The organism is Sphaerisporangium sp. NPDC005289 (genome assembly GCF_040607455.1).
GTDB classification, from domain to species: Bacteria; Actinomycetota; Actinomycetes; order Streptosporangiales; family Streptosporangiaceae; genus Sphaerisporangium; species Sphaerisporangium rhizosphaerae.
On sequence record NZ_JBEXGS010000015.1, the window covers coordinates 59,513 to 73,971 of the forward strand.

Genomic DNA, 14,459 nt, shown 5'->3' on the forward strand with positions numbered 1-14,459 from the left:
GTGTCCAGAAGACGTCCCACCATCCACGATGTGGCAGCCGCGGCGGGCATCTCGCGCGGCACCGTCTCGCGCGTGCTCAACGGCGACCGGTACGTGAGCACGGCGGCCCGCGCCGCGATCGAGCGAGCCATCGCCGAGACGGGCTACGTGGTCAACCGCAACGCCCGCAGCCTGGTCACGCAGCGCACCGGTTCGGTGGCCCTGGTGCTGTCGGAGCCCCAGGAGAAGCTGTTCGAGGATCCGAACTTCAGCGTCATGCTGCGCACCGCCACCCAGCGGCTCGCGCAGCGGGACGTGTGCGTCGTGCTGATGATCGCCGGGGACGCGGGCGACCGCGAGCGGGTGGTGCGCTACCTGCGCGGCGGGCACGCCGACGGCGTCCTGCTGTTCTCCACGCACGCCGGCGACCCGCTGCTGGACGCGCTGGAGCGCTCCGGGGTGCCCGCCGTGGCCTGCGGCGCCGTCCTCGGCCGTGAGACCGTCATTCCCTATGCGGCCGCCGACGACCGCGAAGGGGCGCGGCAGATGACCCGTTACCTCGCCGGCCAGGGCCGCAGGCGCATCGCCACGATCACCGGGCCGCTCGACACGCCCGGCGGCCTGCGCCGGCTGGAGGGCTTCGCGGACGTCCTCGGCAGGCGGGCGACCAAGAAGCTCATCGCCCACGGCGACTACACCCGCCGCGGCGGCGAGCTGGCGATGGCCGAGCTGCTCGAACGCTCGCCCGCCATCGACGCGGTGTTCGTCGGGTCCGACCTGATGGCGGCCGGGGCGCTCGCCGCGTTGCGCGCCGCCGGGCGGCGGGTCCCCGAGGACGTCGCGGTCGGCGGGTTCGACGACTCGGCCGTCGCCGTGTCCACCCACCCGCCGCTGACCACGATCCGCCAGCCTCTCGAACAGGTGGCGAAGGAGACCGTCCGCCTCCTGCTGGACCTGGTGGACGGCGCCGAGAGCGTCGAACCGGTGATCCTGCCCACCGAGCTGGTGATCCGCGAGTCCGCCTGACAGCCGGGCAGGGCGCCTCGGCGAGGGCCGTCCGCGAGCGAAGGCACCGCCCCGTACGGCCTGCCGGAGCGGCGCCGGGCGAGCGGCCTGTGAGAGGTCGCGCGGGGGTCAGGCGGAGGGCAGGGCGCGGACCATGACGCCGATGAACTGGTCGTCCCGGACGAAGCCGAAGTCGCGGGAATCCCAGCTGGTGTCCGGGTTGTCGCCCAGCACGACCAGGGCGCGCGGAGGCACGACGGCCCCGGGCACATCGCGGAGCGCCGGGAAGGCCCGTCTCGGCACGGGGTCGCCGGCCACCGCGACCACCCGTTTGACGAGCAGATGCCAGCCGGGGTCGGATCTCTCCCGCACCTTGTCCGCGTCGCCGGGGTCCAGGCCCGGCGGCAGGCCGTCCACGGCCGGAGGGTTGGGGATCTTGACGACCACGATCTGGCCGGCGCGGACCCGCCTGGTCCTGCGGACGAGCAGCCTGTCGCCGGAGCGCAGAGTGGGTTCCATGCTGGGCCCCTCGACGGTGGCGACCAGGTAGCACCGGCGGAGCCACCACAGCGACATCCCCAGCGCCAGCAGTCCGGACGCCGGAAGCAGGAGCTTGCCGATCTTCACTGCGCCTCCTGGTATCCCGCGGCCTGGAGCCGGAACAGGCGGGCGTAGTGGCCGTCCGCGGCGAGCAGGACCTCGTGCGGTCCCCGTTCGGCGATCCGCCCTTCGTGGAGCACGGCGATGAGGTCGGCGTCCCGCACGGCGCTCAGCCGGTGGGAGATCAGCAGGCTCGTGCGGCCCGCCCGGTGCTCCCGGATGCCGGCGTGGACCTCGTGCTCGGCCTCGGGGTCCAGACCGGAGCTGGGCTCGTCGAGGATCATCAGGTCCCTGCCGTCACGGACCAGGGCTCTGGCCAGCGCGAGGCGTTGCCACTGCCCGCCGGACAGCACCACTCCCGTCTCCGGATCGCCCTTGTCGGCCTCGGAGAAGAAGACGCGGGTGAGCAGCGTGTCGTAGCCGCGCGGCAGGCTCGAGAGCGTCTGGTGCACCCCCGCCCGGACGGCCGCCTCCTCGATCCGGGCCGGGTCGTCCAAGGCGGGCAGGTGGCCGAGCCCGATGTTCTCGGCGGCGGACATGTCGTAGTTCATGTGGTCCTGGAACACGGCGCTGATCCGCTCCCGGAGATCGGCGGGCGGGATGTCCCGCAAATCGACGCCGTCCCACAGGATCCGGCCGCGGGTCGGGTCGTACATCCGCGACAGCAGCCTGATGAGGGTGCTCTTGCCGGCGCCGTTCAGCCCCACGAGGGCGACCGACCGCCCGTGCGGGATCGTCAGGTCGACCCCGCGCAGCACCCAAGGGTGGTCGTCGCTGTAGCGGAACCAGACGTCCCGCAGTTCGATGCCCTGGCGCAGCGCGGGGGCCGTGCCCCGGTCCGCGCTGGGCAGGTCCGGCTCGGCCCTGATCACCGCCACGTAGTGGGAGAAGGTGAGGAGCCGCTGGTGGACGGACGCCAGGGACGAGACGAGCGTGTCGAGCGCGGCCTGCACCCCTGCGACGGCCGCGACGAACATGGCGACGTCGCCGACGCTGAGGGAGCCCCGGCGGGCCGCCGTGATCGCCCACCACAGGCCGGCGCCCGCGACCGCCGCGCTCAGCGTGGTGAGGCCGCCCTGGGTGACCAGCTCCCGGCGGTCCATCCGCGCTTCGGCGACGTCGGCCCTGCGCCGCTCGGCCATCATCCGGGCGCGCAGGAACGCGCCGACGCCGAACAGCCGGATCTCCGTGGCGGCCTGGACGCCGGTGAGCAGCCGGGAGTAGAAGAACTCGCGGCGGTGGATCCGCTCGATGTCCCATTGCACGGTGGCCCGCCTGCGCGACAGCAGCAGTTCGGCGATGAGGGCCGGGACGGCGGCCAGCAGCACCAGCGCGGTCATGGCGGGACTGAGGATCAGCAGGGACGCGACGAACCCGGCGAGCGACAGCACGCCGTTCAAAGTGCCGCAGACTCCGCTGACGAGGTCGCCGGTGGTTCCGGCGCCCTCCTGTGCGAGCCGCAGCCGGTCGAGGAACACCGGATCCTCGAAGCGCCGCAGGCCGACCTGCCGCTCGGCCGCCGCGAACAGCCGGTCGATCGCGTCGGCGCGCGCGAGGCGTCCGGTCTGGGCGCGCAGGTAGCGGCCGATTCCGGGGAGGGCGGCGGCGGCCAGCCCGGCCGCCGCCAGCCCGGCCGCGAGGCCCGCGACCGCGCCGCCGGGAGTGGTCAGCCGGTCGATGACCGTCTTGGTCAGCCACGCCGTGGCGATCGGGGCCGCCGCCTCGGCGAGCGTCAGGAAGCCGTAGCCGGCGACCCCTCCCGGCGCCGCCCTCCAGGTCAGCGCCATGGCCTCCACGGCGGCCGAGGCCAGTTCGCGGGTCCCGGTCCGCCGGCTCGCGCCGGGATCGCTCATGCGGTCGAGGCGAGGGGAAGGTCCTCCAGGCGTCCGCCGGCGGCGACGACGTGGTGATCGGAGCCGAGCAGGTAGAGCGCGGGGGTCCACGTGTTCTGGAACGCGCCCGCCACCGGGCCGTCGAAGTCCTCCACGATCACGCGGGCCACCGGCGCGAGCGCTTCGACCGCCTCCGCGTCGTCCCCGCCGACCACCGCCAGCACGTTCTCCCGCCCGAGGGCGCGGGCGTGCTCGGTGAAGCGGGGAAGCAGCTTGTGGCAGGGCTCGCATCCGGCGGAGAAGAACCCCACCAGACCGGTGACCGTGTCATGGGACACCGGTTCGCCGTCGATGGTCACGGCGGTGAACGCGCCGACGGGCGAGCCGGGCCCCAGGACGAGGGGAGGCCCGGCGTGCTGGACGCCTCCCCCGCCGGTCCGCCGCGTCTGACGAACAAGGCCGAGGGTGAGGATCAGGTTGAGCACGCACAGCACGCCGATGAGCACGACGGCGGCGGTCAGGTAGGGCATCAGGCGTTCCTCGCGAAGAGATCGGCGATGTCGTCGAGGGAGGCGATCAGGAGCGCCGCGATGAGTCCCGCCGCACCTGCGATGACCGCCCCGGCGAGGACGGGCGCGCCGCCCGGCGACAGCCCGCCGAGGACGGCCGCGGTGATCAGCAGGCCGTTGCGCACCAGGTGCCGCGGGCCGAGGGGGGCCGCGGACGCACCGAAGCAGCGGCAGGGGGCGGTCTGCCCCCGTCCCAGCGCGCGGGCGATCGCCACGGTGAACGCGACGAGCAGGGCGCAGGCCAGCGCGAGGCCGTACGAGGTGGCCGGCGGCACCGCGATCATGATCGGGACCAGCGCCTCCAGCACGACGACCGCCATCGCCAGCGGCCGCAGGAGTTCACGCCGGGCAGGGACGAGCGCGGGCAGGGAACGGCGGAATCCCTCCAGATCCCGCAGCTTCGACACCGCGCTCATCGCGAAGACCAGTGCGACCAGGCAGGCGCATCCGATCCGTACGTACTCCATCCACGCACCTCCACCGCCATGGCGGGCGGCGGCGGCCGGCCGCCGCCCGCGGACGCTTATCGCGGCGACGTCAGCAGGTGCCGACCCTGACCGTCGTGCACCCCTCGTTCAGGCAGCACTGGCGAAGGTACCTGACCCCACCCGAGCAGTAGTAGTAGTTGCTGCACCCGGCCTCCACGGTCACCTTGTGGGAGACACGCGTCAGCAGACGGTCGACGAGACCCAGCATGATGTCTCCTCTCCGGCCCCGAGGGGCGAGATGATGGTGATCACGATGATCCGGTCTTCCGAATTACGGCGCAACGGTCGAGATCATTTTCATGAACGGTGCACAGAATGTCCAGGTTCGCCCGTTTTTGGCCATCAGATATCCCGCCGACGGAAGGGCCGGAACCCGGTCACCGGTCAGACACCGGCGTTCCGGCCCGGCACGGCCGCGCGGGTATCCCGTGTCCCGGCGGCAGGGCATGCCCCCTGGGCGGCCCGATGAGACGATCATGGGAGGATCACATAATGCGCTATATCATCATCGGCGCCGGTGCGGTCGGCGGGACGATCGGCGGCCGGCTCGCGGAGAACGGGCACGACGTCGTCCTGGTCGCACGGGGCGCCCACCTGGAAGCCCTCCGCCGGGACGGCCTGCGCCTGATCTCCCCGCACGGCGCGGCGACCGTCGCGGTCACCGCCGCCGGCGGACCCGAGGAGCTCGACCTGCGCGAGGACGACGTGCTCGTGCTCGCCGTCAAGACCCAGGACACCGCCGCGATCCTGCAGGAGTGGGCGCCGCGCCCGGTCGCCGGCGGCGGCGCGGCGGCCGACGCGCTGCCCCTGGTCTGCGCCCAGAACGCCGTCGAGAACGAGCGGATCGCGCTGCGCCTGTTCCGCCGCGTCTACGGCATGTGCGTGTGGCTGCCGGCGCTGCACCTGGAACCCGGCACGGTCGTCTCCCACGGGGCGCCGCTGTCGGGGATGCTCACCCTCGGCCGCTACCCCCGCGGCGCCGACGAGACGGCCGAGCGCATCGCCGCCGACCTGCGCGGCAGCATGTTCGCCGCCCCGGTGGCCCAGAACGTCATGCGCTGGAAGTACGCCAAGCTGCTCGGCAACCTCGGCAACGCCCACCAGGCGATCTGCGGCCCGGTTCCCGGCTCGCAGCCGCTGATGGAACGCCTGCTGGCCGAGGGCAGGGCCGTGCTCGACGCGGCCGGCATCGCCTACACCCCTCCCGAGGAGGAACGCCGCACCCGCGGCGACCAGGTCAACGAGACGGCGGTCGACGGGGTGGACCGGCCGGGCGGCTCGTCGTGGCAGAGCCTGGCCAAGGGCAGCGGCTCGATCGAGGCCGACTACCTCAACGGCGAGATCGTGCTGCTCGGCCGGCTGCACGGCGTGCCCACCCCGGCCAACGAGACGGTGCGCAGGGTCGCCGGCGAGTTCGCCCGCGAGCACCGGCCGCCCGGTTCGATGACCATCTCCGCCCTGCTCAAGCTCGTCGAGGAGGAGGCCGCGGCCCCGCCGCTCATGTGACGGGCGGTCCCGCGGGCCGGTCGCCTAAGCTGCTGGTATGTATCGGGGAAGGATCGGCGGGCTGTACCGCTGGCCGGTGAAGTCGCTGCGCGGCGAGCGGGTCGCCGCCGCCCTGCTGGACGCCCGCGGGATGGCGGGCGACCGCGCGTACGCGCTCGTCGACGAGCGTCCCGAACGCGCGGGCACGCGGCTGACCGTGCGCCAGATCCCGCGGATGCTCGACTGGGAGGCCGCCTACCCGGCCACCTGTGACGGCTCTCCGGAACCTCCAGGGCCGCCGGTGCTGTACTCGGCGAGCGGTGCGGCCTGGGCGTGGGACGACCCCGACCTGCCCGCCGCGCTGGCGGACGCCTTGGAGATGCCGGTGTCGCTGCGCGCGGCCGACGGGCAACAGGACCGCGGGCCGACGCTGCTGGTGACCTTCGAGGCCTCACGCCATGCCCTCGAGGTGGAGATGGGCGCCCCGGTGGAGATCGAACGCTTCCGTCCCAACCTGCACCTGGAGCTCGACGCCCCGGCCTTCGCCGAGGAGTCCTTCAGCGGCGCGGTCACGATCGCCGTCGGCGACGTCGTCCTCGGCACGACCGGCCGGCACACCGGGCCGTGCGTCAGGTGCGCGGTGCCGAGCTGGGATCCGCACGGGCGCGAGCGGTGGCCGGAACTGCAGAAGCACCTGATCTCCGGCCACGACAACACGTTCGGCCTGATCATGCGGGTGGTACGCCCCGGCGCCGTCCAGGTCGGCGATCCGGTGACCGTGTCGCTCACGGCACCGGCGGCGGACCACCACACCGGGTGAGGAGCCGAACCGCACGCGTTCGGCGTCAGTGAGCGGTCACCGAACCGGGCAACGCCCCCAGAGGCGGTCAGAACGCCGGGCGGGGGCCGCCGGCGCCGAAGTGGGTCTCGTGGTCCCACAGGTGGGTGCAACCCGGGCACTGCACGTGCAGGACGCTTCCCGTGGTGCTGAGCAGGTAGCGCCAGTGGTCGCGGCAGTTGCGGCCCGAGCCGCAGTCGGCGCAGTGCCGGTCGTCGCGGCATCGGGGGCAGGGGATCCAGGCTCGGCGGCCGATGTCGGCGTCGGGGTCAATCGGCAGCACGGCCGGCCTTCCGCCGTGGGAGCACCCCGGCGGCCACGAGCATGTCGTAGGTCTGCGACTGCCCCGCGTCCAGGCCCGAGTAGAGCAGGTCGTAGGCCTCCTGCTCACCCCGCATCGCCTCCAGCGGATCCCAGTCCGGGCCGAGCGCGGCGACCACCTCGGCGCGGCGGCGTACTTCGTGGAGCGAGAGGTCCATCTCGAAGAGGATGGGCGGATGACCGGTGTCGTGGCTCATGACGCGACTTCCCGTGGGCGACCGATGACGAGACATTTGTCCGTTTCAATACCATATGTCGCCTTTGGAGGTGATGCTAGCTCCTTTGCGTTGCCACGGCGTGACGCTCCTCACGCCACCGCGTGACCGGCCCCCGACGGGACGGCGAGAACGGCGGGGACGGCGGAGCTCAGACCGGGCCGGCGGAGCCGTCCTGGGCCGCCAGGGAGTGGTCGATCGTCGTGAGGTACACGGACTTTCCGGGCCCGAGCGCCTCGCCGGCGATGCGCGCCAGCACGCGATGCGACAGAGAGGTCAGCATCAGCGTCTCTTCGGGGGTGAGCAGGTCGATGAACAGCCCGCGGACGACCTCGACGTACCCGGGCACCGCGGCCGCGATGGCGCCCGCGCCCTCCTCGGTCAGCCTGATGATCGTCCCCCGCGCGTCACCGGGGCAGTCTTCGCGGGCGAGCAGGCCCCGCTTCTCCATGCGCCGGAGCTGGTGGGAGAGCCTGCTGCGATCCCAGTCGATCTTCAGGCGCAGCTCGCGGGCGCGCAGCCGCCGATCGGGGGCCTCCATCAGCGGCAGCAGCAGCTCGAAGTCGGCGGTCGAGAGGCCGGCCTCGGTGAGCCGGCGCTCGATCGCGGCGTCCAGCCGGTGACGCATGTCGCCGAAGGCCCGCCACATGAGCTGTTCCCGCTCGTCCAGCCACCCCTCACGCGTCACATCGCCGATCCTACCGACCACCGCCCCGCCCGCGCCCCGGCCGGCCGGGCCGTCCCCGCGGCCGCGCACCGGGCGGGATCGGGCGCGCATGCGGCCCGCTCATCGGCACGGCCGTGTACGCGGGGGCGCCGAGGGCAGCAGGAACGGGGGCGGCGGCGTATGGGCGAGGGCGATCGGGAACACCGGGGAACACCGGAAACACCGAGGGACATCGGGGGACATCGGGAACTCGGTGGCCGCGCCGATAGTTGGACGTCCTAGAATTTATTAGGACGTCCTAGTAACTTGCCTGAGGAGATCCGGTGCACGTACCTGCCAACCCCGTGCGCGTGGTGACCGCTGCCGCGCTGTTCGACGGGCACGACGCCGCCATCAACATCATGCGCCGCATCCTGCAGTCCCAGGGCGCCGAGGTCGTCCACCTCGGTCACGACCGCTCGGTGCAGGAGATCGTCACCGCGGCCGTCCAGGAGGACGCCCAGGGCGTGGCGGTCAGCTCCTACCAGGGCGGCCACGTCGAGTTCTTCACCTACCTGGTGGAGCTGCTGCGCGAGCGGGGCGCCGGGCACGTCAAGGTGTACGGGGGCGGCGGCGGGGTGATCGTGCCCGAGGAGATCGCCCTGCTGGAGAGCCGCGGCGTGACCAAGATCTTCTCCCCCGAGGACGGCCAGCGGCTCGGCCTCGCCGGCATGATCAACACGCTGGTCGAGGCGTGCGACGTCGACCTCGCGGCCGATGGCGAGCCGCCCTCGGTGCTCGGCGGCGACCAGCGGGCCGTGGCCCGCGCGATCACCTACGTCGAGGCCGGCAAGGCCGGCGCGTCCTACCTGCAGGCGCTGCGCGAGGCGGGCGCGGCCCGCCGGGTGCCGGTGCTCGGCATCACCGGGACCGGCGGGTCGGGCAAGTCCTCCCTCACCGACGAGTTGGTCCGCCGGGTGCGCGCCGACTACGAGGACAAGCTGCGCGTCGCCGTCATCGCGGTGGACCCCACCCGGCGCAGGGGCGGCGGCGCCCTGCTGGGCGACCGCATCCGCATGAACAGCCTGGGCGGCGACCGGGTGTTCTTCCGTTCGATGGCCACCCGCGGCTCCCACGAGCTTCCCGATCACCTGAACGACGTGATCGCCGTCTGCCAGGCCGCCGGATTCGACCTGGTGATCGTCGAGACGCCCGGCATCGGGCAGGGCGACGCCGCCATCGTCCCCTTCAGTGACGTGTCGCTGTACGTCATGACCCCGGAGTTCGGCGCGAGCTCCCAGCTCGAGAAGATCGACATGCTGGACTTCGCCGACGTGGTCGCGATCAACAAGTTCGACCGGCGCGGCGCGCAGGACGCGCTGCGCGACGTGCGCCGCCAGCTCGTGCGCAACCGCCAGGCCTTCGGCGCCTCCCCCGAGGAGATGCCCGTCTACGGCACCGTCGCCTCGCGCTTCAACGACGACGGCGTCACCGCGCTCTACCACCGGCTGCGCGACCTGCTCGCCGAGCGCGGCCTGCCCGACAGCTTCGGGCTGCTGCCGAAGACCCCGGTCACCACCTCCAGCCTGGCCTCGGCCATCGTGCCCCCCTCCCGGGCCCGCTACCTGGCCGAGATCGCCGAGACCGTGCGCGAGTACCACCGCCGCACCCGGGTGGAGGCCGAGGCGGCGTGCCGCCGCCAGCAACTGCGCCAGGTGCGCGAGCTGCTGGCCGCAGAGGGCGGCGACGCCGCGTCGCTGGACAAGCTGGACGCGCTGGGCGACCGGGCCGAGCAGGAGCTGTCGCCCGGCAGCCGCGCCCTGCTGGAGGACTGGCCGCGGACCGTGGCCGCCTACTCCGCCGACGAACTGGTGGTCACCGTCCGCGGCAAGGAGCAGCACACGCCGCTGTGGCGCACCACGCTCTCGGGCAGCCGCGTGCCGCGCGTGGCCCTGCCGCGCTACACCGACCACGGCGAGCTGCTGCGCTTCCTGCGCGCCGAGAACCTGCCCGGCCGCTTCCCGTTCACCGCCGGGGTGTTCCCGTTCAAGCGGGCCGACGAGGACCCGATCCGCATGTTCGCCGGCGAGGGCGACCCGTTCCGCACCAACCGGCGCTTCAAGCTGCTGTCGCAGGGCCAGCCCGCCGTGCGGCTGTCCACCGCGTTCGACTCGGTGACCCTGTACGGCAACGACCCGGCCGAGCGCCCGGACGTGTACGGCAAGGTGGGCACCTCCGGGGTGTCGATCGCCACGCTGGAGGACATGAAGGCGCTGTACGACGGCTTCGACCTGTCCTCGCCGGCCACCTCGGTGTCGATGACCATCAACGGGCCGGCCCCGACCATCCTGGCGTTCTTCCTGCACACCGCGGCCGACCAGGCGCTGGACCGCTTCCGCGCCGACAACGGCCGCGAGCCCACCGCCGAGGAGGCGGCCCGCGTGCGCGCCGCGACGCTGTCCACGGTGCGCGGCACCGTGCAGGCCGACATCCTCAAGGAGGACCAGGGGCAGAACACCTGCATCTTCTCCACCGACTTCTCGCTGCGGATGATGGCCGACGTGCAGGAGTGGTTCATCGCCAACGACGTGCGCAACTTCTACTCGGTGTCGATCTCGGGCTACCACATCGCCGAGGCCGGGGCGAACCCGATCACCCAGCTGGCCTTCACCCTGGCCAACGGGTTCACCTACGTGGAGGCCTACCTGGCCCGGGGCATGGCGATCGACGACTTCGCGCCGAGCCTGTCGTTCTTCTTCTCCAACGGCATGGACCCCGAGTACAGCGTGCTCGGCCGGGTGGCGCGCCGGGTGTGGGCGGTGGCCATGCGCGACCGCTACGGCGCCGGCGAGCGCGCGCAGAAGCTCAAGTACCACATCCAGACCTCCGGGCGGTCGCTGCACGCCCAGGAGATGAACTTCAACGACATCCGCACCACCCTCCAGGCCCTGATCGCGATCTACGACAACTGCAACAGCCTGCACACCAACGCCTACGACGAGGCGGTCACCACCCCGAGCGCCGAGTCGGTGCGCCGCGCCATGGCCATCCAGATGATCATCAACCGCGAGTGGGGCCTGGCGGTGAACGAGAACCCGCTCCAGGGCGGCTTCGTCATCGACGACCTCACCGACCTGGTGGAGGAGGCGGTGCTGGCCGAGTTCGAACGGCTGTCGGAGCGCGGCGGCGTGCTCGGCGCGATGGAGACCGGCTACCAGCGCGGGCGCATCCAGGACGAGTCACTGCTGTACGAGACCCGCAAGCACGACGGCTCGCTGCCGATCATCGGGGTGAACACCTTCCGCAACCCCGACGGCGCGGTCGAGCACGGCTCGCTGGAGCTGGCCCGCGGCACCGAGGAGGAGAAGCACGGCCAGCTCGAGCGGCTGCGCGACTTCCAGCGGCGGAACGCGGCCGAGGCGCCCGAGGCGCTGCGGCGGCTGCGGGAGGCCGCCATGTCCGACGGCAACGCCTTCGCCGCGCTGATGGACGCCGCCCGCGTGTGCTCGCTCGGGCAGATCACCGAGGCGCTGTTCGAGGCGGGCGGCCAGTACCGGCGCAACGTCTGAGCCACATGTGAGCCCCATGTGAGCCCCATGTGAGCCACGCCTGAGCCGTGGCGGCATGGCACGACATGACGACGGACCCGGGCGGGGCGCCCGGGTCCGTCGTCGAGGTCCTCTACCGCGAAGGCGGCTCAGGTGTGGCGCCAGCGGGCCTCGCAGAAGCAGTAGGCGGCGAAGACGACCAGGCCGGCGGCCACCACGGCCAGCAGCCACGGGCCGAGCGGGGTGTCGGCGAACGACCGCAGCGTGGAGTCGATGCCCTTGGCCTCGTCGGGGTTGTAGGTGATCGCCGCGTGGACGAAGAAGACGCCGGCCGCCGCCGCGATCACGCCGCGCGCGCAGTAGCCGATCATGCCGAGCTTCTCCACGACGCCGCGGGTGGCCGGCGACATCTCGGCGGTGCTCAGGTGCTTGCAGAACTTCTTGGTGACGCCTTCGTAGATCCAGTAGAGGCCGAGGCCGATGATGCCGAGGCCGACGGCGCCGACGATCCACTGCCCGCCCGGCCAGTCCATGACGGTGGCGGTGAGGTCCTTGGACTTCTCGTCGCTCGACTGCCCGGTGGTGCCGCGCAGCAGGAAGCTGAGAACGGTGCCGACGACCAGGCCGTAGACCACGGCGCGACCGACGGCCTCCACGCGGTGCCGGACGTCCAGGCCGCTGTTGACCACGGCCTCCGACAGCTGCCAGACGGCCAGGGCGAGGAACCCGAGCGCCATGAGCCACAGCAGGACGGTGCCGAACGGCTGCTCGGCGACCGTGCGCACGGCTCCGGTCTTGTCGGCCTCCTTCCCGCCGCCGCCGAAGGCGATCTGCAGGGCCAGGATGCCGATCAGGGCGTACAGGACGCCTCGGCACGCCATGCCGAACCTGGCGAGACGGTCGAAGGTCCGGCTGTTGGTCGCCTGCCGCGCGGCTCCGCGCGCCTGGTGACCTGCTGAGGCCACGGAGTTCATGGGCCGCTCCTTTCGATACGCCCTCCCTTCTACACATTTAGCCGGGAAGTAAACGTGCTATGCCGATCATGGACCCGGGCCTTCGCGTGGCGCGGCGGCCGGCCGGGGATGAAGGCGGCATGAGGGTACTGAAGACCACCCGCCGCAGGCTGACCGGCGCGGGCCGCGGCGCGGTCCACGACGGGCCCGCCGCGGTGCCGCTGGTGCTGGCCGCGCCGGCCGCCGCCGCCCTGGTGCTGCTGGCCCTTCCGGTGGCGGCACTGGTGCTGCGGGCGCCGTGGGCGGGGCTCGCCTCCCGCCTCGCCGAACCGGCCCTGCTGCGGGCGCTGTGGCTGTCGCTGGTCACCTCCGTGGCCGCCACGCTGGGCTGCCTGGTCACCGGGGTCCCGCTGGGGTGGATGCTCGCCCGCGTGGACTTCCGGGGCAGGCGGGCCGCGCGCGCCCTGGTCAGGCTGACGCTGCTGCTGCCGCCGGTGGCCGGAGGCGTGGCGCTGCTGCTGGCGCTGGGCCGAGGCGGCCCGGCGGGCGCGCCGGGCGGGCCGGTCGCCTCCTACGCCGTGGCGGTGATGTGCGCACAGGCGTTCGTGGCGATGCCGTTCCTGGTCGCCACGGTCGAGGGCACGCTGAACCGGCAGGACGCGCGCGTCGAGGAGGCGGCGGCCCTGCTCGGCGCCTCCTCCTGGACGGTGTTCCGCCGCGTCGCCCTGCCGCTGCTGGCGCCCGGCGCCGCGGTGGGCGCCCTGTTGTGCTGGGCGCGGGCCCTCGGCGAGTTCGGCGCGACGATGGTGTTCGCCGGCGGCCTGGCCGCGGCCGCGCCCGCCGCGCCGCCCGCGGTCTACCTGGCCCTGCGCGGAGACCCGCAGGCCGCCGTCGCGCTCAGCCTGGTGCTGCTGGCGGTGCCGGCGGCGATCCTCGCCTGCCTGCGGGGACGATGGGCGGGCCCGGCATGATGCTGGACGCCCATCTGGTCGCCGCGTACCCGCCGTTCGCGCTGGACGTGCGGCTGCGGGTCGCCGCCGGGGAGGTCGTCGCCCTCGCCGGTCCGAGCGGCGCGGGCAAGACCACCGCCCTGCGCCTGCTCGCCGGACTCGCCGCCCCCGCGGGCGGGTACGTCCTGCTCGACGGCGCTCCTTTGTACGCACGCCCGCCGGGCCGCCGGTCGGTCGGCATGGTGCTGCGCGACCCGCTGCTGTTCTCCCATCTCAGCGTCCTGGACAACGTGGCCTTCGGGCCGCGCTGCCACGGCGCGGGCACCGCCGAGGCCCGCCGCGCCGCGACCGCCTGGCTGCACGACCTGGGCCTGGGCGCCCTGGCGCGGGCCAGGCCGGGCGAGCTGTCACGCGAGCAGGCGCAACGGGTGGCGCTGGCCCGCTCGCTGGCCGCCGGCCCCCGGGTGCTGCTCCTGGACGAGCCGCTGGCCGGTGTGGCAGACCCCGCGCGCCCGGAGCTGCGGGACCTGCTGCGCCGCCACCTGTCGTGCTTCGCCGGGCCCTGCGTGCTGGTCACCCACGACCCTGCGGAGGCCGCGGCGCTGGCCGACCGGCTCGTCGTCGTCGAGAACGGCGCGATCGTGCAGGACGGCACGCCCGAGGAGGTCGCCCGCCACCCCCGCACCCGCTATGCCGCGCGCCTCACGACCTCCTAGGGGTCGCTCCCGGAGCACCGCGATGAGGTCACGTACGCTTATAGGGCCGGATGTGCTTTGCCACGCCCATGTGTGGGCAGAGGTAAAGAGCTGGGATCGCGACGGACACCCCCGCGTTACCAGGCCCGCGTTGTGAACTTCGTGGAAGGAGCGGCCGCCGATGCCGAGGCAGATCGTCGCCAACCAGCCCCCCAGCGCCGGCGAACTGGAAGCGCGGGTCCACACCCTCGAGGTCCAGGTCGCCCATCTGACCGAGGCGGTGCGGTCGCTGACGGCCAAGGCCGCCGAGGCCGCCACGCGCGCCGCAGACTAGC

General features: G+C 73.1%; 16 protein-coding genes. 7 read left to right on the plus strand and 9 right to left on the minus strand.

Annotation, left to right across the window (positions count from 1 at the left end):
- Positions 1-1,005, plus strand: coding sequence for a LacI family DNA-binding transcriptional regulator (locus ABZT47_RS25090; protein ID WP_354846664.1), 1,005 nt, complete (start codon positions 1-3; stop codon positions 1,003-1,005).
- Between the two features lie 108 nt (positions 1,006-1,113).
- Here ABZT47_RS25090 and ABZT47_RS25095 read toward each other — a convergent pair whose 3' ends face one another.
- From ABZT47_RS25095 to ABZT47_RS25115, 5 genes are all read right to left on the minus strand, one after another.
- The gene (locus ABZT47_RS25095; protein WP_354846666.1) at positions 1,114-1,611 is read right to left on the minus strand and encodes a S26 family signal peptidase; all 498 of its coding nucleotides are present in this window, start codon (positions 1,609-1,611) and stop codon (positions 1,114-1,116) included.
- Complete coding sequence (locus tag ABZT47_RS25100) at positions 1,608-3,437, minus strand: ABC transporter ATP-binding protein (protein ID WP_354846669.1); 1,830 nt, start codon at positions 3,435-3,437, stop codon at positions 1,608-1,610. Before ABZT47_RS25100 ends, ABZT47_RS25095 begins: the two co-directional genes overlap by 4 nt.
- A complete protein-coding gene (locus ABZT47_RS25105; protein WP_354846672.1) occupies positions 3,434-3,946 on the minus strand; it encodes a hypothetical protein in 513 nt (170 codons plus the stop codon). The genes ABZT47_RS25100 and ABZT47_RS25105 overlap by 4 nt, the downstream gene beginning before the upstream one ends.
- Positions 3,946-4,452 carry a MauE/DoxX family redox-associated membrane protein gene (locus ABZT47_RS25110; RefSeq protein WP_354846675.1) on the minus strand — a complete coding sequence of 169 codons (507 nt, stop codon included), beginning with the start codon at positions 4,450-4,452 and terminating at the stop codon, positions 3,946-3,948. Before ABZT47_RS25110 ends, ABZT47_RS25105 begins: the two co-directional genes overlap by 1 nt.
- A 70-nt stretch (positions 4,453-4,522) precedes the next feature.
- A complete protein-coding gene (locus ABZT47_RS25115; RefSeq protein ID WP_354846678.1) occupies positions 4,523-4,681 on the minus strand; it encodes a hypothetical protein in 159 nt (52 codons plus the stop codon).
- A 284-nt stretch (positions 4,682-4,965) separates the two neighbouring features.
- On the opposite strand from ABZT47_RS25115, the gene ABZT47_RS25120 reads away from it, so the two are divergent.
- Both ABZT47_RS25120 and ABZT47_RS25125 read left to right on the plus strand, forming a co-directional pair.
- A complete protein-coding gene (locus tag ABZT47_RS25120; protein WP_354846682.1) occupies positions 4,966-5,979 on the plus strand; it encodes a 2-dehydropantoate 2-reductase N-terminal domain-containing protein in 1,014 nt (337 codons plus the stop codon).
- Positions 5,980-6,016: 37 nt separating this feature from the next.
- Positions 6,017-6,778, plus strand: coding sequence for an MOSC N-terminal beta barrel domain-containing protein (locus ABZT47_RS25125; protein WP_354846685.1), 762 nt, complete (start codon positions 6,017-6,019; stop codon positions 6,776-6,778).
- A 67-nt stretch (positions 6,779-6,845) separates the two neighbouring features.
- Here ABZT47_RS25125 and ABZT47_RS25130 read toward each other — a convergent pair whose 3' ends face one another.
- The 3 genes from ABZT47_RS25130 to ABZT47_RS25140 form a co-directional block, all read right to left on the minus strand.
- Positions 6,846-7,079, minus strand: a complete 234-nt coding sequence (locus ABZT47_RS25130; RefSeq protein WP_354846688.1) for a hypothetical protein — start codon at positions 7,077-7,079, stop codon at positions 6,846-6,848.
- On the minus strand, positions 7,066-7,275 hold the full coding sequence (locus tag ABZT47_RS25135) for a DUF6400 family protein (protein ID WP_354846691.1): 210 nt from the start codon (positions 7,273-7,275) through the stop codon (positions 7,066-7,068). The genes ABZT47_RS25130 and ABZT47_RS25135 overlap by 14 nt, the downstream gene beginning before the upstream one ends.
- 208 nt (positions 7,276-7,483) lie before the next feature.
- Positions 7,484-8,020 carry a MarR family transcriptional regulator gene (locus ABZT47_RS25140; protein ID WP_354846694.1) on the minus strand — a complete coding sequence of 179 codons (537 nt, stop codon included), beginning with the start codon at positions 8,018-8,020 and terminating at the stop codon, positions 7,484-7,486.
- Positions 8,021-8,322: 302 nt separating this feature from the next.
- On the opposite strand from ABZT47_RS25140, the gene icmF reads away from it, so the two are divergent.
- Positions 8,323-11,547 (plus strand): fused isobutyryl-CoA mutase/GTPase IcmF, encoded by a 3,225-nt coding sequence (icmF, locus tag ABZT47_RS25145; RefSeq protein ID WP_354846697.1) that lies wholly within the window; start codon positions 8,323-8,325, stop codon positions 11,545-11,547.
- Between the two features lie 128 nt (positions 11,548-11,675).
- Here the strand turns inward: icmF and ABZT47_RS25150 are convergent, their stop codons facing one another.
- Entirely contained in the window at positions 11,676-12,500 is an 825-nt protein-coding gene (locus ABZT47_RS25150) for a DUF1206 domain-containing protein (protein ID WP_354846701.1), read from the minus strand.
- 119 nt (positions 12,501-12,619) lie between these two features.
- On the opposite strand from ABZT47_RS25150, the gene ABZT47_RS25155 reads away from it, so the two are divergent.
- The 3 genes from ABZT47_RS25155 (at position 12,620) to ABZT47_RS25165 (ending at position 14,458) form a co-directional block, all read left to right on the plus strand.
- Positions 12,620-13,450, plus strand: coding sequence for an ABC transporter permease (locus tag ABZT47_RS25155; protein ID WP_354846703.1), 831 nt, complete (start codon positions 12,620-12,622; stop codon positions 13,448-13,450).
- A complete protein-coding gene (locus ABZT47_RS25160) occupies positions 13,447-14,145 on the plus strand; it encodes an ABC transporter ATP-binding protein (RefSeq protein ID WP_354846706.1) in 699 nt (232 codons plus the stop codon). Before ABZT47_RS25155 ends, ABZT47_RS25160 begins: the two co-directional genes overlap by 4 nt.
- A 160-nt stretch (positions 14,146-14,305) precedes the next feature.
- The gene (locus ABZT47_RS25165) at positions 14,306-14,458 is read left to right on the plus strand and encodes a hypothetical protein (protein WP_354846709.1); all 153 of its coding nucleotides are present in this window, start codon (positions 14,306-14,308) and stop codon (positions 14,456-14,458) included.
- The last annotated feature ends 1 nt before the right edge of the window (position 14,459 follow it).